The organism is Salicibibacter cibarius, from assembly GCF_016495725.1.
Lineage (GTDB): Bacteria > Bacillota > Bacilli > Bacillales > Marinococcaceae > Salicibibacter > Salicibibacter cibarius.
Genome location: NZ_CP054705.1, coordinates 2,612,863 through 2,635,007, shown reverse-complemented (window position 1 = coordinate 2,635,007; position 22,145 = coordinate 2,612,863). Strand labels below are relative to the sequence as shown.

Annotated in this window: 21 protein-coding genes; 14 read left to right on the top strand and 7 right to left on the bottom strand. The window is 47.5% G+C overall.

Features of this window, described 5'->3' with window-relative positions; translation table 11 throughout:
- Window positions 1–44 precede the first annotated feature (44 nt).
- Entirely contained in the window at window positions 45–1,871 is a 1,827-nt protein-coding gene (locus HUG15_RS13515; protein ID WP_200123609.1) for an SEC-C metal-binding domain-containing protein, read from the top strand.
- A 244-nt stretch (window positions 1,872–2,115) separates the two neighbouring features.
- Here the strand turns inward: HUG15_RS13515 and HUG15_RS13510 are convergent, their stop codons facing one another.
- Entirely contained in the window at window positions 2,116–3,000 is an 885-nt protein-coding gene (locus HUG15_RS13510; RefSeq protein WP_200123608.1) for a DMT family transporter, read from the bottom strand.
- A 505-nt stretch (window positions 3,001–3,505) separates the two neighbouring features.
- Here HUG15_RS13510 and HUG15_RS13505 point away from each other — a divergent pair.
- A complete protein-coding gene (locus tag HUG15_RS13505; protein ID WP_211202223.1) occupies window positions 3,506–3,991 on the top strand; it encodes a thermonuclease family protein in 486 nt (161 codons plus the stop codon).
- A 158-nt stretch (window positions 3,992–4,149) separates the two neighbouring features.
- On the opposite strand, the gene HUG15_RS13500 is transcribed toward HUG15_RS13505, so the two are convergent.
- The 3 genes from HUG15_RS13500 to HUG15_RS13490 are packed head-to-tail and all read right to left on the bottom strand — an operon-like array spanning window position 4,150 to window position 5,741.
- Window positions 4,150–4,488 (bottom strand): nucleotidyltransferase domain-containing protein, encoded by a 339-nt coding sequence (locus HUG15_RS13500; protein WP_200123606.1) that lies wholly within the window; start codon window positions 4,486–4,488, stop codon window positions 4,150–4,152.
- A gap of 21 nt (window positions 4,489–4,509) precedes the next feature.
- Complete coding sequence (locus HUG15_RS13495) at window positions 4,510–4,857, bottom strand: HEPN domain-containing protein (protein WP_200123605.1); 348 nt, start codon at window positions 4,855–4,857, stop codon at window positions 4,510–4,512.
- 47 nt (window positions 4,858–4,904) lie between these two features.
- The gene (locus HUG15_RS13490; RefSeq protein WP_200123604.1) at window positions 4,905–5,741 is read right to left on the bottom strand and encodes an alpha/beta hydrolase; all 837 of its coding nucleotides are present in this window, start codon (window positions 5,739–5,741) and stop codon (window positions 4,905–4,907) included.
- Window positions 5,742–6,039: 298 nt separating this feature from the next.
- Here HUG15_RS13490 and tnpA point away from each other — a divergent pair, with 298 nt between their 5' ends.
- On the top strand, window positions 6,040–6,471 hold the full coding sequence (gene tnpA / locus HUG15_RS13485) for an IS200/IS605 family transposase (RefSeq protein WP_200123603.1): 432 nt from the start codon (window positions 6,040–6,042) through the stop codon (window positions 6,469–6,471).
- A 492-nt stretch (window positions 6,472–6,963) separates the two neighbouring features.
- Here the strand turns inward: tnpA and HUG15_RS13480 are convergent, their stop codons facing one another.
- Both HUG15_RS13480 and HUG15_RS13475 read right to left on the bottom strand, forming a co-directional pair.
- Window positions 6,964–8,085: an AbrB family transcriptional regulator gene (locus HUG15_RS13480; protein ID WP_200123602.1), complete on the bottom strand. Its 1,122-nt coding sequence runs from the start codon at window positions 8,083–8,085 to the stop codon at window positions 6,964–6,966.
- A 566-nt stretch (window positions 8,086–8,651) separates the two neighbouring features.
- Window positions 8,652–9,338, bottom strand: a complete 687-nt coding sequence (locus tag HUG15_RS13475; protein WP_200123601.1) for a carboxymuconolactone decarboxylase family protein — start codon at window positions 9,336–9,338, stop codon at window positions 8,652–8,654.
- A 97-nt stretch (window positions 9,339–9,435) separates the two neighbouring features.
- Between HUG15_RS13475 and HUG15_RS13470 the strand changes: the two genes are divergently transcribed.
- The 4 genes from HUG15_RS13470 to HUG15_RS13455 are packed head-to-tail and all read left to right on the top strand — an operon-like array spanning window position 9,436 to window position 14,148.
- On the top strand, window positions 9,436–10,143 hold the full coding sequence (locus tag HUG15_RS13470) for a FadR/GntR family transcriptional regulator (RefSeq protein ID WP_200123600.1): 708 nt from the start codon (window positions 9,436–9,438) through the stop codon (window positions 10,141–10,143).
- Entirely contained in the window at window positions 10,118–11,344 is a 1,227-nt protein-coding gene (locus HUG15_RS13465; protein ID WP_200123599.1) for an FAD-binding oxidoreductase, read from the top strand. The genes HUG15_RS13470 and HUG15_RS13465 overlap by 26 nt, the downstream gene beginning before the upstream one ends.
- A 1-nt stretch (window position 11,345) precedes the next feature.
- Window positions 11,346–12,701: a (Fe-S)-binding protein gene (locus HUG15_RS13460; protein WP_200123598.1), complete on the top strand. Its 1,356-nt coding sequence runs from the start codon at window positions 11,346–11,348 to the stop codon at window positions 12,699–12,701.
- Window positions 12,694–14,148, top strand: coding sequence for an FAD-linked oxidase C-terminal domain-containing protein (locus HUG15_RS13455; protein WP_200123597.1), 1,455 nt, complete (start codon window positions 12,694–12,696; stop codon window positions 14,146–14,148). The genes HUG15_RS13460 and HUG15_RS13455 overlap by 8 nt, the downstream gene beginning before the upstream one ends.
- Before the next feature lie 241 nt (window positions 14,149–14,389).
- Here HUG15_RS13455 and HUG15_RS13450 read toward each other — a convergent pair whose 3' ends face one another.
- Entirely contained in the window at window positions 14,390–16,186 is a 1,797-nt protein-coding gene (locus HUG15_RS13450; RefSeq protein ID WP_200123596.1) for an L-lactate permease, read from the bottom strand.
- Between the two features lie 194 nt (window positions 16,187–16,380).
- Here HUG15_RS13450 and HUG15_RS13445 point away from each other — a divergent pair, with 194 nt between their 5' ends.
- The 7 genes from HUG15_RS13445 (at window position 16,381) to HUG15_RS13415 (ending at window position 22,142) form a co-directional block, all read left to right on the top strand.
- Window positions 16,381–16,584 (top strand): hypothetical protein, encoded by a 204-nt coding sequence (locus HUG15_RS13445; protein ID WP_200123595.1) that lies wholly within the window; start codon window positions 16,381–16,383, stop codon window positions 16,582–16,584.
- 85 nt (window positions 16,585–16,669) lie between these two features.
- Window positions 16,670–17,320, top strand: coding sequence for a GntR family transcriptional regulator (locus HUG15_RS13440; protein WP_200123594.1), 651 nt, complete (start codon window positions 16,670–16,672; stop codon window positions 17,318–17,320).
- Window positions 17,321–17,418: 98 nt separating this feature from the next.
- Window positions 17,419–18,570 (top strand): CaiB/BaiF CoA transferase family protein, encoded by a 1,152-nt coding sequence (locus tag HUG15_RS13435; RefSeq protein WP_200123593.1) that lies wholly within the window; start codon window positions 17,419–17,421, stop codon window positions 18,568–18,570.
- Between the two features lie 34 nt (window positions 18,571–18,604).
- A complete protein-coding gene (locus HUG15_RS13430; protein ID WP_200123592.1) occupies window positions 18,605–19,126 on the top strand; it encodes a MaoC family dehydratase in 522 nt (173 codons plus the stop codon).
- A gap of 15 nt (window positions 19,127–19,141) precedes the next feature.
- Complete coding sequence (locus tag HUG15_RS13425) at window positions 19,142–20,299, top strand: acyl-CoA dehydrogenase family protein (protein WP_200123591.1); 1,158 nt, start codon at window positions 19,142–19,144, stop codon at window positions 20,297–20,299.
- Between the two features lie 72 nt (window positions 20,300–20,371).
- Window positions 20,372–21,250, top strand: a complete 879-nt coding sequence (locus HUG15_RS13420) for an HpcH/HpaI aldolase/citrate lyase family protein (protein WP_200123590.1) — start codon at window positions 20,372–20,374, stop codon at window positions 21,248–21,250.
- 49 nt (window positions 21,251–21,299) lie between these two features.
- Window positions 21,300–22,142 carry a fumarate hydratase gene (locus tag HUG15_RS13415; RefSeq protein ID WP_200123589.1) on the top strand — a complete coding sequence of 281 codons (843 nt, stop codon included), beginning with the start codon at window positions 21,300–21,302 and terminating at the stop codon, window positions 22,140–22,142.
- The last annotated feature ends 3 nt before the right edge of the window (window positions 22,143–22,145 follow it).

Sequence of the window (22,145 nt, the reverse complement as noted above, 5' to 3'; positions counted from 1 at the left end):
AGCCTTATGGTAGACTGTGAGAAAGAGCGTTTGGGAGTGATTGGATGGCGAAAATCGGACGTAACGAGCCGTGCCCATGTGGAAGTGGGAAAAAATATAAACATTGTTGTTTGGCTAATAAAGTCGTAGATATCAGAACGAAGATGGGGGCACAAGAATTGGAGCAGCTAAGCGAGGATCTGGAAGACTTCTCGCTTCACTATACCGATCCCATCTACTCGTTGTATAAAGCTTATGTTCATGAAAATAACTGGGACATAGATTCTGATTATGAAGAAGAATATTATCTGTTGTTTGTGGCCTGGGCAATTTGCAATGCTCCGCTGATTGATGGAGAGACGATTTTTCAAACGTTTATGGACGAGCAAAGCGGGGCGTTGCGTCCCGAGACAAAAGAAAGGATTGATGGATGGGTAACGGTGCCCGGCATGTATGAAGTCATTGATCATATTGATGACGATCATTTTAAAGTGGTTTCATTGGAAACCGGTGAACGCGATGTGTTCTGCGATAAAGAAGACGAGTTACCTGAAATCGGCAATGGCGTGATCGGGATCTTCGTACCCTTTACGAATAACGTTAACCACTTTCTTTTTACTTATGATGAGTTTCCATTGGAGTTGCTGCAAAGCGTATATGAGCAATACCGCAGTGATTTGGACCTTGCTCGTTTCTCAAAAGCGATGAAAAACGAATATCCTTTCGTTTTGCACGACCTGTTTAACGAGGAAGCGGATCCGCGTAAATTAATCGATACGTATGATTGGGCTTCAAAAAAACATCAGGCAGTTATTGAACTTTTATATGAAACGAACAGACCGATTTGGGACGATGAAGACCTCAATTTAGCGATCGAAGTATGGCAGGAATTTTGTGAAGATGAAAACCCCGTTATAAAAAAAGAAGCAGTATTTGCCGCCGCGCTTGAATATCTTGTAAATATGATGGACGGGGATGGCGCGACGCAAAAAGAGATCGCGGAGAAATACGGGACATCCCCGAGCACTTTATCGCAACGATACCAAGAAATGAACTATTTGATGTATGATTTCTTTGATGACATGCTGGACGATTTCTCGCCGTTTGACCCTGATACGGAAGGGGCTTCGGAGCTAGCGGAGCAAATGTTTGGTGAATTAAAACAAGCACTCGAAAGCCAAGAATTTTCATCTGAAGAAGAGATTGAACAGTTTATAAACGAACTTCTTCCGGCTGATCTGCCATTCGGTACAAGCGAGGCTACCGGAGATCAGGTCGATCAATACGTGCTTTTGGCAGAAGGGGCAGACACGTTGGAAGAACAAAATGATTTGTATTTTGAAGGCATGATCAAGGGGGAAGCGGAGTTCGGCCCGGATTTTTTTGAAAATAACCGGGGGCTATTCTGGGGGCTAACGGAGACACGGCCGTATATGCGAGCCAAACAGGGCTACGCCGAAACGTGTGAGCAATTGGGCGCTTTGGATCTCGCGAAGGAACACTACCGGGAACTGCTTGACTTAAACGAGATGGACAATCAAGGCATTCGTTACCTCTTAATTGGCGCGCTAATGAAGGCGGGCGACTATGGAGAAGCGAAAGAACTGGTGGAAGAATATGACGAGCCGACAGCCAATATGGTCTACAGTCGCGCTTATGCCGAATACAAGCTGAATGGATGGACGAAAAAAACGGAGAAGTGGTTACAAGAGGCAATCGATCAAAATCTACACGTTCCGGTTTACTTACTCGGAAAAAGAAAAATTCCGGAAACGATCCCCCCATTTTACGGACTCGGAGATGAGAACGAAGCCATCGATTACGCGCAACGTTACGCTGAGTTGTGGCAAAATGATCAGGCGTTGCTGCAGAAATTGGAGGCATTGGTTTAGGGGAGGTGACCGTTATAGGCACCCGAGAAGGGGTGCCTTTTAATATGATGGCACCAGCATGTCTGTAAGGGTGGTTTGGACACTTTTACGGCGAAATGGGCGGAAACTGTCCGAACATGGGTGAGGTTCGGACAAATTTTTGCGACGAAGCGAGGAGATTGTCCGAACTGGGGGTAACTTCGGACATTATAGCAAGGAAACGCTGGTAACCTGTCCGAACACGGGTCCATAACGAAGGCTGCCGTTATCGTTCCTTCGCAACCGTCGCGATCACAATCCCTGCAATAATCAGCGCGGATCCGGTCAATATGCCAACGGTTAGTTGTTCGCCGAGCAAAAGGCTGCTGAATGTCAATCCGAAGATCGGGACGAGTAATGTGGAGATCGTCGCCGTGACCATATCAATTTTGCTGATGATAAAAAACCAGACGGTAAAAGCTAACGCCGAGGCGAGCACACCGGTGAATAAAACATGATAAATGCTCGTTGCATTAAACACAATCGGTTCGCCCCATTCCGCGATTAGGGCTGCAAGCGTTATGCCGATGGTGCCGAAGAACATTTGCATGGCAGATACTTGCAATTGGGATAGCCCGGACACGTTACGTCGATAGTAAATGTTTGATATTGCCCAAGCGATGGCGGCAATAATGATCAGAAGTTGGCCGAAGATCACCTCGAGCGGTTGCCCGACCCACATGTCCCACCCGACGATGGTAAATAGCCCGATGATCCCGACAATTAAGCCTGTCAGCTTCGCCGGGTTTATTTTTTCGCCAAGGAATTGAACGGCTAGCAAGCTGCTCCACATCGGCATGGAGTACAATAGGACGGAGGATTGGCCGGCGTCGACGAATTCCAGGGCGTACATGACGAGCAGGAAAACGGCCGATGTTTGCAGAAGCCCGATGACGATTAAATGTTTCCAATAACGTCTTGGCGGCAAGCCGATGTTCATGATCCATACGACGAGGAGTAGCGTGGCGGCGCCGGTGCCGAAGCGAAATGCCGAAAACGTGAATGGTCCCATGTATGTAAGCGCGTCTTTCATGAGTACCCACGCATAGCCCCAGAGGAGTGTGATGATTAACATAAGGATGTAGATGATGAGTTTGTTGTCTCGTTTCATGGATGGCCTCTATTTCTTTGGAATTCCTCCCATTCTATCATGCTATGATGGGAAAAAGAACCATAGTGTCACGGCGTTTTAAGAGGAGGGAGCGCCGCAACTACGATAAAGCATCGAACGATAGCCCTATGAGACGGATTCGCGTTTAAATTTCGGCGAACCAACCGGTAATTATATCGTAAAAGGCCGTCATGCGATGTGATTTAAGAGAATGCGCTGGTTATTATATCGTGAAAACCATTATGCGATGTAATTAAAGAGAATGCACCGGTTATCATATCGTGAAAAGCCATTATGCGATGTAATTTAAGAGCGTGCGCTGGTAATTATATCGTGAAAAGCCATTATGCGATGTAATTAAAGAGAATACACCGGTAATTATAACGCATCAAACTGTTAAGCGTTCAAATTTCAGTCATTGCACCGGTTTCGAACGCTTGAGAATGGCTGAAACAGATGACTGTTGTTAAATTTGGTGTACAACTTTGGAAGGGAAAGAGCATTTATGTTTCGTTTTGTGATTGTTATTTTTTCTATGCTGATTCTCGTTGGATGCCAGAGTCCGTCTGACGATGAACCGTTGCAAGGGACGGTCGTGAACATCGTGGATGGCGATACGTTTGATGTCAACATTCAGGGAATGGGCGATGAACGGGTACGTCCGATTATGGTGGACGCCCCTGAGATTTGTCATCAACATGATCCCCCGGAATGTGAGCCGGAGTCATATGGGGATGAAGCGACCGAGTTCGCGACGGATGTGTTGCTTGGGGAAACGGTTTATCTGGAGCAAGACGTGTCGGAGCGGGATCAATACGATCGGTTGTTGTTTTATGTTTATGTGGATGAAGATCGGATGTTTCAGGAAATGTTGTTGGAAGAAGGGTTAGCTGAGGTTGTCGTGTATGAGCCTGATGTGAGGTATGAAGAGGAATTTTATGAGATTCAGGACGAGGCGCGGGAGCAGGAAAAGGGGATATGGGGAGGGTAAAGAGCACAAGCAGATAGAAGAAGACAAAGATAAGAGAAACCAGCGGTGTTGTTTTCAACCAGGGCGTTAGAAGACAACAAGCATAGGCAAAATCGTGAATATTGTCTACAGGGCGAAATATAGCCAAAAAAGAGGTTCCATGAGGAACCACATACTTGCTATTGCTCGAGTAAATACGTAACATCCACCCCGGTTTTCTTAATTTCATTAATAAAAAAATCGTCCGTTTGTTTGAATTCGTCCGTTCCGAATGGGAAGGGTTGCATTATAACTTGAACATCAGAATCGGACCGCCATCCATATAAATCCATCTTTTCCATTAGCGGTGCTTTCCCGAAATCAGGGGAGACGATTGCGATGTCAACATCGCTGTCTGCTGTGGCGGTTCCGTGCGCGTATGAGCCGAATAAAATGACTTGCTCGATATTCACTTTCCCGCTTACATATTGAGTGTATTGTTTTATTTCCCGGAAGATTGTATCTGTTGTTGTAGCCATGCGAGCATCTCCTCCGTTTCCTCATATATGTATGCGTACGAATTCACTTGGTGGAGTTGTTTGGTACAGTTTATGTCGATCTTGTGGGTAACGCGCTTCTAATTGAAAAACATCTAGGTGATCTAAGAAGTGTTGTTGTGATTTATTCATAGTTTGATCAACTGACGCATGCTTCGCAAGCCTGTTTAACGCATGAATTTTCGGTGGCACTTGAGACGTATGTTGAACAACCGCCGCTTTCAACATTTTTTCACAAGAAAGATGACAAAAATACGCCGCTTCCAAGTATTTATTCTTATCCAATAATACTTTGGCAGCATCAATGGTTTCCAGACTTTCATCGATCCAATAGGACACTTGCTTATCCATGATTATTCACCTTTTCTTCGTGATGCATTCATTATAGCATAGGTGAGTCATTGTTCTTGCTTCATTTCTTGTAAAAAATTTTGAATATATGCCTGATACATCTCGCTCAAATGAACTGTATTATGCCCTTCACCCTCAATTACATAGCTTTCCTTGGGTCCGCCCCATTTTTCCACGAGGGATTTCGAATATGCCGGGTCAATGATTTCATCTTTCTCAGCGATTAGCGCCAACAACGGTTGCTCCATTTGCGGGGCGATTTTCGTGGAATCGAAAGGATATCTCAACAGCAATTCCACCGGGAGAACAGGGAATTGGGATTTTGCGACGTTCAGAAATTCATCGAACGGGGAAATGAGAATCGTCCCCTGCACATCTCTTTCCGCACTGAGATGGGTTGCCACCGCAGACCCGATACTTCTGCCCATCGTGACGACATTACCCTCATCAATATCCTCGCGAGCGGCCATTTCGTCATAGACCATCAACGCATCTCCCAACAACGCTTCTTCATCAGGGGCGCCTTCGCTTAATCCATAGCCGCGGTAATTCATCAATAACACCGACCAGCCCTCAAGTTTCGCGGTCTCGGGAATCAATCCCGATACTTCCTGAGCATTCCCGCCAAAATAAATCAGTAATGGCGCCGGTTCTTCCTCTGCATTGGAGATCAACCAGCCGTGCACGCTCACTTCATCTGTCACAGGAATCGTGATCTCATCCGCTTCGGGGTGCTGCGATCTAATCAGATCAGCTTCATCTTCCGATAGGGAAGTAGGGTGAAAAATCAACCGATGTTGAAAAAAATAAAGCAGTGCAAGCATAAGCACAATGAAGACAAAAACGACAATAATCAACCAAATCCATCTAGGCAGCGCGTGCATGTTTTTCACCACCATTATCGCAGGAATGTATAGTGGTATTATAATGTATCTGTGAAAATAATTGAATATAATTCGAGGTATCGATTTCCATCTATTCTTTAATGTATAGGGATTTTTATTTTTTGCAGGACTTTAGGATCTTTTGTCGAAATATAACAGGGGATTATGCAAGAAAACAGCGATAAATTAAGTGGATGTTTCTTTAAGTTATAGAAGCGTGGTCTAACTCCACCGTCTTTAGACGGTATAAGCTTTTAGCCTTGCCTTTGAATGTCCATACTTAAACCGAGGTGAGAGTATGGATGAATACAAAAGAAGTGGCCACGCGGTCTATGACATCAAATACCACATTATATGGGTTACAAAGTATAGATATCATGTGTTACGTGGCGACATTGCCCACCGAGTAAGGGAACTAATCAGACAAGGATGTGAAGCGAGAGGAATTACGATACTACAAGGAAGTGTAGGGAAAGACCATATTCACTTATTATTGTCATGTCCGCCGAGCATAGCACCGAGTAAGATATTGCAATATCTCAAAGGGAGATCATCAAGGTTAATCCAAGACGAATTCCCCGCCCTGAAGAAAAGATATTGGGGCCAGCACTTATGGGCGAGAGGATATTTTTGTGCAACAGTAGGGAATGTGACGGAAGAAATCATTAGAAATTATATCGAAAACCAGACGAGCGAGAAGAGGAACGATATATTCAGGATTGATGATTGAGTTCCAGTCAAAATCAGTATGCTTGAGCTTAAGGTCTTTCAGCAGACTTCAGTCTGAAATGCGACTTTCAGTCGCGGACAATTTATGTCCAAATCCACCTGCTTTAGCAGGTGGGTCGTTTAAGTCCTTATGTTTTTACTTTCAATTTTAATGACAATTCACCTAATGGTGATGTACATTTAGGCGAAATAAAAATGAGTCCAGAACATGCAAAGGTATTCCTAAAAATTCACCATTATGTTGTCTTTATTTCATTGTTTTAGTCTGGGTAAAAGAATCATTGAAAACGGACAAATGTTGCTTGCATAGGCTGAATTTGGAAAGTGAAGAAGCGCGTGATGCGGAGAAGCCAAGCATGACGAAATGCGGTGACAATTTTTTTGTTTGCGATATGCGTATCTTTTCCATGTAACGAAAAAGGCTACGGTTCGAGTAAACGCCGAACCGTAGCCTTTTCCTAAACGAACCACGTGAAAGACTTATGCCCGCTAGTCATGAGCTTTTCACATGGTTTTCTTTTCCTTCCTTCAACACATACTTGCGCAACAGTTGAAACATTGGGGGCAGGACGAGCAGCACTGCCATGATCCGAATGACTTGCACAGCGACGACGAAGGTTGAATCGGCGTCTAATTCCACTGCGGTGGCGGCCATTTCGGCGACGCCTCCGGGTGAAAACGCGAGGATCGATGTGATCATATCCAGTTGTGTTTGTGAGGCGACCAGGATGGACAAAGCAGCGAGCGCTGCGATTAACGCCAGGGAACTGATGATGCCGACAATGATCACGGCTTTTGAGTCTCGAAATAAATCCTTCTGCATCTTGGCCCCGATGCTTGCCCCTAAGAATAATTGGGCAACGGGCAATGCCCAGTCCGGCCACCAAAGCGTGGCTGCAGGCAATGCTTGCGCCGAAATGAGGTTGAAGGCCGCCGCGGTTACCATTGCGCCGAGCAACCAAGGGGCAGGGATTTTCAGTTTTTTTGATGTGAAGGCAAATAGAAGGGCCAGTGCCAGCAATAGAAACGTCCATCCAAATTGGCCGAAAGACAATGGCAAAACGGTGGCCTCATACGTGATGCTTTGGATATTTTCGGAAGCGCCCCCGTTTCCGCCATTGAAAGATAATAAAACCGGGACGGTACTGATCACGAGCACGACGCGGAGCACTTGCGTCACACTGACAGCCGCCACATTTGCATCAACTTCTTGCGCGTAAGCGGGCATCGCGGCAACCCCGCCGGGGGCCGTGGCGATAAAACTTGATAAAAGATCCGTTTTTGTAAAATAAAAGAGAAAAAAACCGGTGATGAACGCAAAAATAATAGAAAGCACGAGTACGGAAAGAATGATGATCCAATAGTTGCTGAGTGTTTCGATGAGCGTCATATTAATATAGAGGCCGAGTTGGATTCCGAGGATACCTTGGCCGAGCCAAAGCCAACTTTTGGGTACCTTGTTGACCGCGCGTTTTAGGTCGAGAAAGCCGGGTTGGAAAATCGCTACTAAGCTGCCGACAACCAAAGCGCCGATCATCCATGCAATCGATAGATTCGTAAATGAAAACAAAAGTCCGCCCAATCCACACAAAATAAAATAGATAATGTAGGGCATGCGTATTCCTTCTTTCCTGGTGCAGACACTTACTCCAGTATAATAATGATGCAGCGCGCGGGCAAGAAAAGGGGGTTATGGGGGAAATCTCGTTTCGATGAGTCGGAGACACGAAAATATCTATTCCCTCCATTTGGGAAGTAGCGCTCCCTTCGTTTGGTGGAGACATTTTTGGTCACAAGTAATCCCTCAAACGGAGGTTGAGCTACGCCGAGAGGAACAAGAGAAGCGAAGTAATCCCTCAAGGCGGGGGTCGAGCTACGCCGAGAGGAACAAGAGAAGCGAAGTAATCCCCTAAACGGAGGTCGAGCTGCGCCAAGAGGGACAAGAGAAGCGAAGTAATCCCTCAAACGGAGGTCGGGCTACGCCGAGAGGGACAAGGGATACGACAGTTGGTTTCGGCAAGAGGTAATATAGTGTTTTCGCGACTTATTCTGTCACTTTTACGTCCTATTCTGTTATTTTGCACAGATATTCTGTCATTTTCACTTGTTGGGACATTTTATCAGGATGGTCTACCCATATATCGAGAACCTCCCGGGACTGAGCCCGGGCGTCTTTCTCACCTACCGATCATACGCGTTCAATCCGTTTACCCCGTGGGCGAGGACGGATCCTGCTTTCAAGGCAGTGGCGACGAAGATGATTTCGGCGATTTCTTCTTTTTCGGCGCCTTTTTCTTTGGCATTTTTCGTGTGTAAGTCAATGCAGTAAGGGCAACCGGTCGTGTGGGCGACTGCGACGGCGATGAGTTCGGCGTCTTTTTTGCTCATGGTGCTTGGTTTCATGGCTTGTTGATCGAAATTGGCAAAGGCTTTAAACATGTCCGGTTGCAACTTGGACAATTCACCGAGCCGATCGAAGTAACTGCGTTTATAAAGTGTGTCATCGTTCACGTCGTCGTACGCATTTAAGGCGTTGACCCCGTGCGCCACCGAGGAACCTGCTTTTAGCGCCGTTCCGATCAAAATCGCTTCGCTCATTTCTTCTTTGCTTCCGCCGGCTTCTTTTAGCTGGCTGACATGGAGTTCGATGCAATACGGGCAGCCTGTGACGTGGGCAACAGCCACGGCAGCGAGTTCTTTCAATTTCAACGAAAGCGAGCCGTGCTTCATGACGCCTTCATTGAATGTCATAAATTCCTTAAACATCTCCGGGGCCAAGTCGGAGAATTCATTCAGTCTTGAAAAATAAGGACGTTCGTATAAGCTTTCTAACAAGGTGATCGCTTCCTTTCCATTATTTATATACATTTATTGCTATACCCTCTTTCTTTTCTGAATAATCTGGGCTATAATAAAAAAACAACCCATAAGATATCACATATCTGACAACTGAGAGGCGGGCAGGATGAACATTCAAAAAATAACAACAAAGAAGATTTCCGAGCAAGTGGCGGAGCAATTGGAACAATCCATTGTGGACGGCAGTCTTCCGACGGGGGAGAAGCTGCAATCGGTCCGGGAACTTTGCGAACAATTCCAGGTCGGGCGATCGGCGGTGCGGGATGCGATCACGGTTTTAAAAGGCAAGGGGATGGTGAATGTCGTCCAGGGAGAAGGGACGTTTGTGTCTGAATCGAGTAACTGGCAGACGTTCGGCACCTTCGCGTTAAGCGATGAAGCGGCGATTCGTGATGTATACACGGTGCGAAAGTGGATGGAAATCGGCATCGCGGAAGAAGCGGCACTGCACCGTGATGAGAAACACCTCGCTACCTTGGAAAAGGCTATTGGAACAGAAGAAGGATGGGAAGCGGATTATCTTTTCCACATCACGCTTGCAAAAGCAACAGGCAATGATATGTTTGAGCATTTAATGGAAGCGATTTCAGCAAATATGAAAAAAGCATTGATGGATTGCCACCGCATGATCGCGGCAGATTCTGATGTGGCAAAAAAAATCGAAGAGCAACATGCGGGTATCTATGAAGCGATTAAACAGCAAGATTCGGAAGCGGCGAAAGCATCCATGCAGACGCACTTAATCTATGTCGAAGAGCTGCTACAACAAGCTCTGAAGGGGGAGGATTATGAAACAGCAAACGCTGGGGAATGAGGGACGACAGCGTGTTAGCCCGTCCACACCCGAGGAAGTTGCAGCCATTTTAAAGCGCGCCAATGACAGATATGAAACGGTGATCCCTGTGGGCGGAGGAACGAAACAAGGCTTTGGCGGGGAAGGTGGCACGGCCGATGTTCTATTATCCATGGAAAATCTGAATCAAGTGATCGAGTATTCTCCGGGAGACATGACGATGACGGTTCAGGCAGGTACGACGATGGAAACAATCAACGAAACCGCGCGCGCGGAGCAGCAGATGGTGCCGCTCGATCCATCGTATCCGACGCTGGCTACGATCGGTGGGGTGGTGGCCGCTAACGACAGTGGTCCGAAACGAATGGCTTATGGCTCTGCGCGGGACCATGTCATCGGTTTGCGCGTGGCCGATCCGAACGGCGAGATCTTGAGATCAGGCGGAAAAGTCGTCAAAAACGTCGCCGGTTACGATATGAACAAGTTGCTCGTCGGTTCGATGGGGACGCTTGGAGTCATCACAGAAGTCACCTTGAAATTGCGCCCTTATTCACCGCACAGCAGCGTGTGTGTGCTTACGTTTCCGGACGAAGACGCGACACGCGTCGTCAAACCTTTCGTGTCGGAATTATTGGATACGCATCTGGAACCGATTACCTTGGAATATATGGACCCAAATCTCACTGAGCGCATGTTTCAAACAAACGGCTACAGTTTGGTCATCACGTTTGAAGACGTGAAAAAAGCGATAGACGTTCAGGAAAAATGGATCCAAGCGAATATGCCGGACCGAGCGGAGCTCACCGTTTTTCGTGATAACGATGCCGAAGAATTTTGGCGAACATTCGCCCAACTTACCTTTACTGATGCTGTTCATGTGAAAGTCGGCAGCAAAAACATGCAAGTACTCGATCATATCCATCATTGTAAACGATTGCAGGAAGGGCGGGATGTACACGTGTATGCCCACGGTGGTGCCGGCCACGGGATTAGTCGTGTATATGCCAGTGGCGATGCCGTCCAGTCCTTTGTTGAAGACTTGCGGGCTTATAGTGAACAATCAAAGGGCTACGCGATCTTGACGCACGCGCCCCTTGATATGCGCACGACTGTCGGTGTTTGGGGTGCGACACCGGGTTATTTTTCCATTCTGACAGGTATTAAAGAGCAGCTTGACCCGAATGGGGTTTTGAATCCAAAACGATTTGTAGGGGGGATTTGAGATGTCGACGGCACCGAAGTTGGCTGATTTGGTCGTGACGAAGAATGAACCGCCGAAGGGGAATTATTTGTGGGAGGATCCGCCTGATGAAGATAAATTTTCCGCTTGCGTGCATTGCGGGATGTGCTTGGAGGCGTGTCCGACGTACTTGGAGCTTGGGCATGAGCATCAGTCGCCGCGGGGGCGAATTCATTCGATTGTGGCGGTAGCGGAAGGGAAAATTAGCATTGATGAAGCGTTTGAAGATCCGATGTTCACGTGTCTGGATTGTCGCGCGTGCGAGACGGCGTGTCCGGCGGGTGTGCAGGTGGGCGCGCTCATCGAGGAGGCACGTGGGCAGGTGCGGCAGGCGATGCCGCTCACAGGGTGGCAAGGTTTCGTGAGTCGTTTCTTCCTGCGCGGGGTATTTCCGCATACTAAACGGTTGCATGCGCTCGGCATGCTGACGAAAATCTATCAAAAAAGTGGCATGCAGACGGTGGTTCGTAAAAGTGGGGCGAAGAAGGTGTTGCCCGATCATCTCGGCGCGATGGAAGGGATTATGCCGGACGTAGGGCGGCCGGTGTTGAAAACGCATCCGGAGAAGATTCCGGCGAAGGGAGAAGAGAAGGGCACGGCATCGATGTTTACCGGCTGCATTATGGATGTGATGTACAGCGATGTGAATGAAGCGACCGTGCGGGTGCTGACAAAAAATGGACACAACGTGGAGATTCCGAAGAAGCAAAATTGTTGCGGCGCACTGCACGTACATGCTGGCGATCGGGAGATGGGGAAGCGGCTCGCGCGCCAGAACATTGATACGTTTTTGGAGTCAGGTGCGGAGCATGTCGTCGTTAATGCGGCAGGATGCGGCTGTGCGTTGCGAGAGTATCCGGAGCTTTTGCAAAACGACGACGAATACAGGGAAAAAGCGGAACAGTTTTCGGAAAAAGTGCTTGATGTGTCGAAATATTTATATGATTACGGGTATGAGCCGCCGAAAGCGGCGTTGAACAAGCGTGTGACGTATCATGATGCATGCCATCTCGCGCACGGTCAGGGCGTATGGGATGAGCCGAGGGAAATTGTTGAAGCGATCCCGGGCGTGGCGCTTGCGCCGTTGCCGAACGCGGATCGTTGTTGCGGGAGCGCGGGTATCTACAACATCACGCACCCGGATATGGCCGGGCGTCTCCTTGATCGAAAGATGGAAGATGTGCCGGATGACGTGGAAATGATATCGATGGGGAACCCCGGCTGCATGTTGCAAATGGCGATGGGTGTCGAGAAGCACGGACGTGACGAGCGAATCGTCCACACGATGCAGCTCTTGGATTGGGCGTATGAACGGGAGGAGGCTGAAAGCGATGACTGAACAGAAAAGGGCATTGGTGGAGGAAATGACGCGTTTGCTCGGGGAAGACGCAGTTTTGCATCGGGATGCGGATTTGATTACGTATGAGTGTGACGGTTTAACGGTTTTTCGCGGGATGCCGCTTGCAGTTGTTTTTCCGGCGACGACCGAAGAGGTGTCCGATGTCGTGAAGTGGCTCTATGCCCATGAGATTCCGTTTATCCCCCGCGGAGCAGGCACGGGTTTAAGCGGTGGCGCCACTCCTTTCGGAGGCGAAGTGATTATTAGCCTCGTGCGAATGAAAGCGTTGCTCCACGTCGATTACGATAATCGGGAAGCGGTTGTGCAACCGGGCTATATTAATCTCGCGCTTACCAATTCCATTACACACAAAGGCTTTTACTACGCGCCGGACCCGTCAAGCCAGGCGAATTGTACGATCGGCGGCAACGTCGCGGAAAATGCCGGCGGCGCCCATTGCCTGAAATACGGGGTGACGACGAACCATGTGCTTGGCTTGGAAGTGGTGATGCATGACGGAGAAATCGTTGAACTCGGGGGCGTGCCCGATGCGCCCGGTTATGATCTGCTCGGGATTCTTACAGGCTCGGAAGGGACGCTTGGCATTGTCACTTCGATTACCGTGCGCATTTTAAAACAGCCGGAATCAAAAGAAACGGCACTGGCTTATTTTGATTCCGCCGAAGACGCGAGCTACGCGGTCTCGGACATTATCGCTGCCGGTATCGTCCCCGCGGCGATTGAAATGATGGACGAAATTGCAATTCAAGGCGTGGAAAGGGCGACGAATCCTGTCGGACATCCGGAAGGCTTAAAAGCCGTGCTGATCATGGAAGTGGACGGCATTGCCGCGGGGATTGAAGATCAAATTGACGAGATGGTAAAGGTGTGTGAGCGCCACAACGTTAAAGAAATAAGAGTAGCTCAAGATGACCGCGAGCGAGGGAAGTGGTGGGCGAACCGGAAAACGGCGTTCGGAGCGATGGGCGCGATTTCCCCTGCTTATCTCGTGCAAGATGGCGTTATTCCGCGCAGCCGATTATCCGAAGTGTTGGCCCGAATCGCCGAAATCAGTGCGGAGTCGGGCTTGCGCATTGCGAATGTGTTTCATGCCGGCGATGGAAATTTGCATCCGCTCATTCTGTTTGATGCCCGAAATGAAGGCGAAACCGATCTCGCTTTGGAGGTGGGAACGAAAACGCTAGAGGCTTGCACAGACGTGGGTGGGTCCATTACGGGTGAACATGGCGTCGGCATTGAGAAAAAAGAAGACATGCGCCTCGTCTTTACGGAGGAGGAAATCGACCGGCAGCTCGCGGTGCGTGATGTGTTTAATCCAAATAACTTAATGAATCCGGATAAACAATTTCCAAAACCCGCGCGCTGCGGCGAGGTTAAGCATGCTGTCGGGAGTGGTGAAGCGCATCAGGCGGTGAATATTCACTAGGAAATGACAGAATATCCGTGGGCATTGACATAAAGCCAGCAATTCAGTAAACGCGCCAAAAGTGCGAACTGCCAAAGACTTTGGCATGAATCCAGATGAATTTGATGTTATTTTTCAGATGCATGAAGACGGTTAATGGATGTAGGGAAATTATAGTTTCAGATTTCCCCCAAAAATTGCGCTATATTTTGCATCAAATAAAAAAAGCGGCAGAGCGCTCTGCCGCTTTTTCCGGTTGTCCTTATGCCGAAGGTTTCCGTCCGGTATCGATCGGCGTGTTCTTGCCTTTATTTTTTGCCAAAATAGAGAGGTAGACAATCGCGAACAAGATGGCTGTGAAGAACCAGAAGTTAATGCCGCCGATGATGAAGCCCATGCCGAGCATACCGGCAACGGCGAGATAATAGACCATCGGGATTAATGTTTTCCGGATCAATAACCCTTCTCTTCCGAGTAAGCCGACGGTTGCTGAAGCGGCGACAACATTATGAACCGCGATCATGTTGCCGGCAGCACCTCCCACCGCTTGCAAAGAAACGATGACTCTAGAGCCGGCAATATCGAGCCCAAGATTTTGGGCGGTGCCAAATTGAAAGAGGGAGAACATCACATTGCTTACCGTGTTACTTCCACCAAGGAAGGCACCTAAAGCGCCGACGATGGGTGCAAATAACGGCCATGCTTCACCGGCCATGTTAGTGGCTGCTTCCGCCAGAACGATCGGCATGCTTTGATAAGCGTCCGACGCGGAGTTGATAAACACTTGTGCCATCGGTACCGCGAACAACAAGGGGACGGCCGCGCCCACCCACGTTTTGAACGTGTCCGACCAGGCTGTCGCGTACGCGCCTTTTCGTTGATGCATGCCATGGATGAAATAAGTGATTATGGATGTGATGACAAAGAACATTCCCGGAACGAACAACGGAGATAATTCCGCCGTTACGTTCGAACCGAAGATGCCTTCCCATATAAAGGATAAGGCAGGCTGTTGTAAAAAATCATTAATGGGGTCAACGGCTCTCGTAATGATTAACAGAAAAGCAACAATAATATAAGGCGACCAGGCTTTTATCATCCCCATATTCCGACTAGCCACTTCTTTAGAAGCTGCGTCTTGCAACTTGCCGATCCACTCCGGTTCCCAGCGCTCCCGAGGTTCGAAGTCGAACAACTCTGATTCCTTCGGTTGGAACCAACCGGCTCTCGCGGCGGGAACGACAATCAACAATCCGATCAACCCTCCGAGCATGGCCGGAAATTCCGGTCCGAGCAGCAACGCCACCAAATAAAAGGGGATAATGAAGGCGAACGCAGCAAAAAGCGCGAATTTCCAAACCTTAAAGCCTTCTGAAAACGATCTTGATTTTCCGAAAAACCGCGTCAAAAGACCGGCCATTAATAAAGGAACGAGAATTCCCGCTATCCCGTGGGTAAGGGCTACTTGCACACCTATGGAATGGATAAATTCGTCAAATGGCATGCTTCCCAGCGCTGTCATCACTGTTTCCTGACCTTCCAGGCCTGAACCGACACCGACCAAGATCGGGGTGCCTACTGCGCCAAAAGAAACAGGCGAACTTTGGATAACGAGCGCTACTGCAACAGCTGCCATCGCCGGAAATCCAATCGCGACAAGCAAAGGTGCGGCGACTGCAGCCGGCGTCCCAAAACCGGCCGATCCTTCGATGAAACAACCGAAAAGCCAGGCGATAATGATCGCTTGAATTCTTCTGTCCGGCGAGATACTTGTAAATCCGGATCGAATCGCTTGCAGCGCTCCGCTTTCTTTTAATGTATTAAGCAGCAAAATTGCTCCAAAAACGATGAATAAAATTTCCAATGCCAGGACAACACCATTAATGACAGCTGCGCTCACCTGTGAGAAATCCGTCCCCCAGATGATCAATGCCATTAATATGGTTAGGATAAGCGCGACCGGCATCGCTTTTTTCGCGGACCAATTCAACACGGCAATAAGGAAAAAGACGACAAGGATCGGTAATAATGCCAATAAAGCTAAAACACCTAACGCCATTACGTTGCCTCCTTATGTTAAAAATGAACCGGTGCTGCTCGCTGCTCTTTTGTCACCACCTCATTATGAAACCGTTTACATTTATTTAGCATGAAAATTACGAAAATGTCAACAGGGAATCTTGACAGAAAATGTCTGGCATGACCGTTTTCCCGGTGGTAGGATGGAAGAAGACGAAGAACGGAGGAAACGCCATGACGATTCGATATTATATACATGCATACCTCAAATGGCTATTCGGTGTGTTTTTCGGTGCCATTTTATTAATCATCCTGAATTATGTGTTTCTTATGGAAATAGAAGGGATTCCGCTCATAATAACATTATTTGCGATCGTTGGTATTCCGTACCCCTTTTTGCAAGCGTATATGGATAAAAAGAAACAGGAAGATGAGTAGAGCGTCAATAAAAATTCAAAAATTATTCACATGCTATTGAAAGAGTATATTGGATACGATATACTATATCTCAAGGAGAATGATCATGGAAAATTTTCAGTTAGAAAATAAAGATTCAATTGAAACAAAAGCCTGTAATGCGATTCGAAAGGCGATTCTAAGCGGGGATTTCCCGCCCGGAAAAAAATTGGTTCAGGAACAATTGGCCAGACAATTAGGGATCAGCAGAATGCCGATTCGGGAGGCATTAAAGCAATTGGAAATTGAAGGGCTCGTCAAGATCGAACCTTACCGGGGTGCTTTTGTTAACGAAGTGGACACGGAAGCGATCCATGAAAATTATGTTTTGCGTTCGGAATTGGAGAAGATGGCGCTTGAAAAGGCATATCCCTTTATCACGGAGAAAGATTTAGCTGATATGGATTCGCTTATCAAAGGGATGGATCAGGCTGACCATGAAGCGTTCGTTCAAACCAATATTGATTTTCACCATTTGCTCTTAAAGCGATGCCCATGGAAGCGGCTTTCCACGTTTATTCAAGTGTTGTGGAATGGTTATTCTCAGCAAACGCCGGAATTTTTACATGGACAAATGGAGAAATCGAATGAAGGTCATAAACAAATCGTTCAAGCATTAAAAGACCAGGAACCTGAACGCGCGTCTTCCTTGCTTCATGATCATATTCTCAATACTGGTAAACGGTTAATCGCGTTTATCGAGGCGAAGGATGGTTAACAGGAATCATCGCTTTCGCAGATTAATATTGGATACAATATCCTATCTGTTCATTTCGGATGGATACAAGAACTTACTGGAAAATAGAAAGGATCAATATGAAACCATTAGAAGGGATAACGGTTCTTTCCGTTGAACAAGCTGTTGCCGTGCCTTTTGCTACACGACAGCTCGCTGATCTTGGCGCAAGGGTGATCAAGGTGGAACGTCCCCATACAGGTGATTTTGCCCGTGATTACGATAACACCGTTCATGGTATGTCGAGCCATTTCGTCTGGTTAAATCGTTCGAAAGAATCAATGACGCTTGATTTAAAATCGGAGAAAACGAAACCGGTGTTTGAACGGTTATTGGCTGAAGCGGATGTATTTATTCAAAATCTCGCGCCAGGGGCGATGGAACGGTTGGGGTATGGAACAGAGGTGCTTCGTGAACGGTATCCGGCATTAATTACGTGTAATTTAACAGGATACGGCGACACCGGACCATATAAAGACAAAAAAGCGTATGATCTGCTCGTTCAGTGTGAAGCCGGCCTCGTGTCAATCACTGGAAGTGAAGACGTTCCATCGAAAGCAGGTATCTCGATTGCCGATATTGCCGCGGGCATGTACATGTATTCCGGGATTCTTACGGCACTTCTCGTGCGATCCCGTACCGGCGAAGGGCAAACCGTCAATGTTTCCATGCTGGAAGCCTTGGGCGAATGGATGGGTTACCCAACGTATTATGCAGCATACGGCGGGGAAGAACCGCAACGAAAAGGGGCTAGCCACTCAACGATTTTTCCATATGGCCCGTTTCGATGCGGGGACGGAAAAACCGTTTTCGTCGGCCTCCAAAATGAACGGGAATGGCTGAGTTTTTGTGAAAACGTTTTACAAAAGCCTGAAACCGCCGAAGACGAAAGGTTTGTGAGTAACGCCAAACGTTCTGAACATCGACAGGCATTGAAGGAATTGATCGAGGGTATTTTTTCAAAGTTAAATAGAAATACCATCATTGATCGGTTGGAGACCGCCAATATCGCAAACGCGAGATTAAATTCCATGAAAGAATTCTTCGATCATCCGCAGTTACAAGCTAGAGAGCGTTGGCAAGCGATCGATACACCCCAAGGTTCCATTCAGGCTTTAATTCCCCCGGCATCGATCAGTGGCGTCGAACCCGTGATGGGGGACGTTCCCGCGCTTGGGGAACATACTAATTCGATATTGGAGGAATTTGGATTTGGGAACATGAAAATATGAATCCAATAAATGACAAACATAAGGAGGAATCATTGTGAGTGTTAAAGATGGTTGGAAAGGGCGTTTTTTTGAGGATTTTGAATTAGGGGATGTGTATCAACATCCACTGGGAAGGACGGTTACGAAGACAGATAACAGTTGGTTTACGATGCTAACGCAAAATACGAACCCGATTCATTTTGATGATCATTATGCTGAACAAACAGATTTCGGTCGCACACTTGTGAATTCAACGTTCACCCTTGCGCTTGTTACCGGCCAGTCGGTAAATGATTTATCCCAAAATGTGATGGCTAATCTCGGTTGGACAGATATTCGATTGCCCAATCCCGTTTTCGAAGGGGATACGATCTATTCTTATTCCGAGGTCTTGGATAAAAGAGAATCCGGTTCAAGGGAAAATGTAGGCATCGTCACGGTGAAAACATATGGGTACAATCAGGAAGGCCAAGTTGTCATCGATTACAAACGGACATTTATGGTCTATAAAAAAGACCATGCGCCTTCAGGAAGAAATGATTTATTTGAAAAAGTTCATCGGGAAAACTCTCAATAATCAGGAGGATGACAAATGACACAAACAAAACTAGATCATGACATGATTCGAAAAAGTGTACGTAGTTTATGCGAGCGTTTTCCGGAGTCGTATTGGCAGGATATCGATAAACGGCATGAATACCCCGAAGAATTCATCCAAGCATTGACCGATGAAGGGTGGTTAGGCGTTTTAATTCCGGAAGAATACGGCGGTGCCGGTCTTGGGATGACAGAAGCGGGCATTATAATGGAGGAAATTAATCGTTCCGGCGGAAACGCGGCTGCCGGACACGCGCAAATGTATACGATGGGGGCCATCCTTCGTCATGGCTCGGAAGAGCAAAAACAACGTTGGCTCCCACCGATTGCCTCAGGTGAAAAACGATTGCAAGCGTTTGGGATCACAGAGCCGACGGCCGGAAGCGATACGACGAGCATTTCCACGTTCGCCGAAAAACAAGGTGATCACTATATCGTCCATGGCCAGAAAATCTGGACATCAAGAGCCAAATATTCCGATTTAATGCTACTTCTTGCACGCACGACACCGAAAGGGCAGGAAAAGAAAAAAACCGATGGCCTAAGCTTGTTTGTGCTCGATATGAACGAGCAAGCGGAACATATCGATATTCGCCCGATTGACACGATGATTAACCATGCCACAACGGAAGTATTCATTGAAGGGGCAAAAATCCATAAGGAAAACTTAATCGGTGAAGAAGGAAAAGGGTTCAAATATGTCTTGGGCGGGATGAATGCCGAGCGTATTTTGATTGCTTCGGAGAGTGTCGGCGACGGTTTATATTTTATCGACCGAGCGGTCAACTACGCGAACGAACGCGTCGTCTTTAATCGTCCCATTGGCCAAAATCAAGGCGTGCAATTTCCATTGGCTGAAGACTACATGAACATACAGGCAGCGACATTGATGCGTGACAAAGCAGCGGAGTTATTTGATCAAGGAGAGAACTGCGGAGAAGAAGCAAACATGGCGAAGTTTTTGACTTCTGAAGCCACTTGGAAAGCAGCAAACAGCGCGATGGATACGTACGGCGGGTACGGATTTGCGGCAGAGTATCATATTGAGCGCAAATTTCGGGAAGCACGTCTCTTTATGGTCGCTCCGATCACGAATAATTTAATCCGTAGCTATGTTGGTCAACACGTGCTCGGCTTGCCCCGGTCGTTTTGATGATGACAAACGGTTCTAGTTTTTCTAGAACCGTTGTATTATTTTAGTCTAAAATAGAGGGAGAGGACGGAAATGAAAAAACATCGCACATGGCTTTTCGCGCCCGGCAATCATCCGCGGACGATGGAAAAAGCGATGGAAACGAAAGCAGACGTTGTCATTTATGATCTTGAAGATGCAGTTCCATTGGAAGAAAAGGAACAGGCGAGGAACATGGCAACGCAACATTTGCAAAAGAAACATATCGATAAAGCGCCTTACAAGTTATTAAGGGTGAATGAAAGCACGTCTCCTTTTTTTAGTGAAGATGTTAAAGCAGGTGTCAGGAATGGTGCCCACGGCTTGGTGCTGCCAAAAGCGGAGAATCCCGACCATATTAAAGAAATGGACGAATGGATTTCCACGTTGGAAGAAGAGAACGGTCTTCCCGTTGGCCATATTGAGTTACTTCCATTGCTGGAAAGCGCGCTCGGTGTCCATAACAGTTACGAGATTGCCCGTGCCGCGCCGAGAATCGAACGGCTTAGTTTCGGGGCAATTGATTACACGGCAGATATGCAAACGAAAATCAGCGGCTATGGCGAAGAATTGCTCTATGCTCAATCTCAACTGGTGAACAGCAGCTACGCGGCAGGGATTGAAGGACCCATTGATACCGTCTATCCGGATTTCCATAACGAAGAGGGGCTAGTTGAAGAGACAGAACGGGGCATTCGCCTCGGTTTTAAAGGCAAAATGATTATCCATCCGAAGCAGATCGAGCCCGTGAACCACGCTTATACGCCTTCGGAACAGGAAGTGCAAGAAGCTTTGGAAATTGTCGATGCATATGAACGAGCAAAAGAACGAGGCGACGGAGCGATTCAGCTGAAAGGCAAAATGATCGATGTTCCCGTTGTGAAAGGCGCCCAGCGAACGTTGGACATGATGGAGGTTTTAAAGGAGGAATAAAAGTGCCAGATTATTCGGGAGTCTTTGCCGGAAAGGACGGGTATGGGATATGAGAGAAATCCATGTGGACGACATCACGGATAGTGTTGCTTTCCTGTGCCAAACGGCCAGTTTCGATTTGGACGATGACATGATCCAGGCGTTTCAATCTTCCATGAAAACAGAGAAATCGGAGATTGGCAAGGATGTTATTGAACAGTTGTTGGATAATGCCGAAATTGCCAAGCAGGAACGCATACCCATGTGCCAGGACACAGGAGTGGCTGTATTTTTTATTGAATTGGGGTATGATTGCAAAATCACGGGCGGAAATTTGTACGATGCCATTAATCAAGGGGTAAGCAAAGGTTATGGGGACGGCTATTTGCGTCAATCGATCGTTCGTGATCCTTTGGACCGTAAAAATACCGGGGATAATACACCGGCCATTACGTATGTGGAAATGGTTGAAGGCGATCACCTTACGATCCGATTTACGGCAAAAGGCGGTGGCGCGGAAAACATGAGCCGCTTGCAAATGTTAAAACCGTCTGACGGCTTGGAAGGCATAGAAGCATTCGTGATGGAGTCCGTCCGCTTGGCTGGTCCCAATGCTTGTCCGCCAATGATCGTTGGCGTCGGTATCGGAGGCAGTTTCGAAAAATCCGCCTACATTGCAAAAAAATCATTGCTTCGACCTGTGGGGGTGCGTCATAAAGATGAACGGATTGCTGAACTGGAGGAGAAATGGATCGAACAATGCAATGATTTGGGAATCGGCCCGCAAGGCATGGGAGGCACGACAACAGCCCTCGATGTTAAGATTGAAGTCCACCCTTGTCACATCGCGGCTTTGCCGGTGGCGGTAAACATCCAGTGCCATGCCAATCGGCATAAAGAAGTGACTTTATAAGAA

What these genes read in the sequence shown, in the direction of transcription:
- HUG15_RS13455 (WP_200123597.1), top strand. Translation starts at nt 12,694, where the DNA reads ATGACTGAACAGAAAAGGGCATTGGTGGAGGAAATGACGCGTTTGCTC.
- HUG15_RS13445 (WP_200123595.1), top strand. Translation starts at nt 16,381, where the DNA reads ATGACGATTCGATATTATATACATGCATACCTCAAATGGCTATTCGGT.
- HUG15_RS13440 (WP_200123594.1), top strand. Translation starts at nt 16,670, where the DNA reads ATGGAAAATTTTCAGTTAGAAAATAAAGATTCAATTGAAACAAAAGCC.
- HUG15_RS13470 (WP_200123600.1), top strand. Translation starts at nt 9,436, where the DNA reads ATGAACATTCAAAAAATAACAACAAAGAAGATTTCCGAGCAAGTGGCG.
- HUG15_RS13505 (WP_211202223.1), top strand. Translation starts at nt 3,506, where the DNA reads ATGTTTCGTTTTGTGATTGTTATTTTTTCTATGCTGATTCTCGTTGGA.
- HUG15_RS13425 (WP_200123591.1), top strand. Translation starts at nt 19,142, where the DNA reads ATGACACAAACAAAACTAGATCATGACATGATTCGAAAAAGTGTACGT.
- HUG15_RS13510 (WP_200123608.1), bottom strand. Translation starts at nt 3,000, where the DNA reads ATGAAACGAGACAACAAACTCATCATCTACATCCTTATGTTAATCATC.
- HUG15_RS13460 (WP_200123598.1), top strand. Translation starts at nt 11,346, where the DNA reads ATGTCGACGGCACCGAAGTTGGCTGATTTGGTCGTGACGAAGAATGAA.
- HUG15_RS13495 (WP_200123605.1), bottom strand. Translation starts at nt 4,857, where the DNA reads ATGGATAAGCAAGTGTCCTATTGGATCGATGAAAGTCTGGAAACCATT.
- HUG15_RS13420 (WP_200123590.1), top strand. Translation starts at nt 20,372, where the DNA reads ATGAAAAAACATCGCACATGGCTTTTCGCGCCCGGCAATCATCCGCGG.
- HUG15_RS13515 (WP_200123609.1), top strand. Translation starts at nt 45, where the DNA reads ATGGCGAAAATCGGACGTAACGAGCCGTGCCCATGTGGAAGTGGGAAA.
- HUG15_RS13450 (WP_200123596.1), bottom strand. Translation starts at nt 16,186, where the DNA reads ATGGCGTTAGGTGTTTTAGCTTTATTGGCATTATTACCGATCCTTGTC.
- tnpA (WP_200123603.1), top strand. Translation starts at nt 6,040, where the DNA reads ATGGATGAATACAAAAGAAGTGGCCACGCGGTCTATGACATCAAATAC.
- HUG15_RS13480 (WP_200123602.1), bottom strand. Translation starts at nt 8,085, where the DNA reads ATGCCCTACATTATCTATTTTATTTTGTGTGGATTGGGCGGACTTTTG.
- HUG15_RS13475 (WP_200123601.1), bottom strand. Translation starts at nt 9,338, where the DNA reads ATGTATATAAATAATGGAAAGGAAGCGATCACCTTGTTAGAAAGCTTA.
- HUG15_RS13465 (WP_200123599.1), top strand. Translation starts at nt 10,118, where the DNA reads ATGAAACAGCAAACGCTGGGGAATGAGGGACGACAGCGTGTTAGCCCG.
- HUG15_RS13415 (WP_200123589.1), top strand. Translation starts at nt 21,300, where the DNA reads ATGAGAGAAATCCATGTGGACGACATCACGGATAGTGTTGCTTTCCTG.
- HUG15_RS13500 (WP_200123606.1), bottom strand. Translation starts at nt 4,488, where the DNA reads ATGGCTACAACAACAGATACAATCTTCCGGGAAATAAAACAATACACT.
- HUG15_RS13435 (WP_200123593.1), top strand. Translation starts at nt 17,419, where the DNA reads ATGAAACCATTAGAAGGGATAACGGTTCTTTCCGTTGAACAAGCTGTT.
- HUG15_RS13490 (WP_200123604.1), bottom strand. Translation starts at nt 5,741, where the DNA reads ATGCACGCGCTGCCTAGATGGATTTGGTTGATTATTGTCGTTTTTGTC.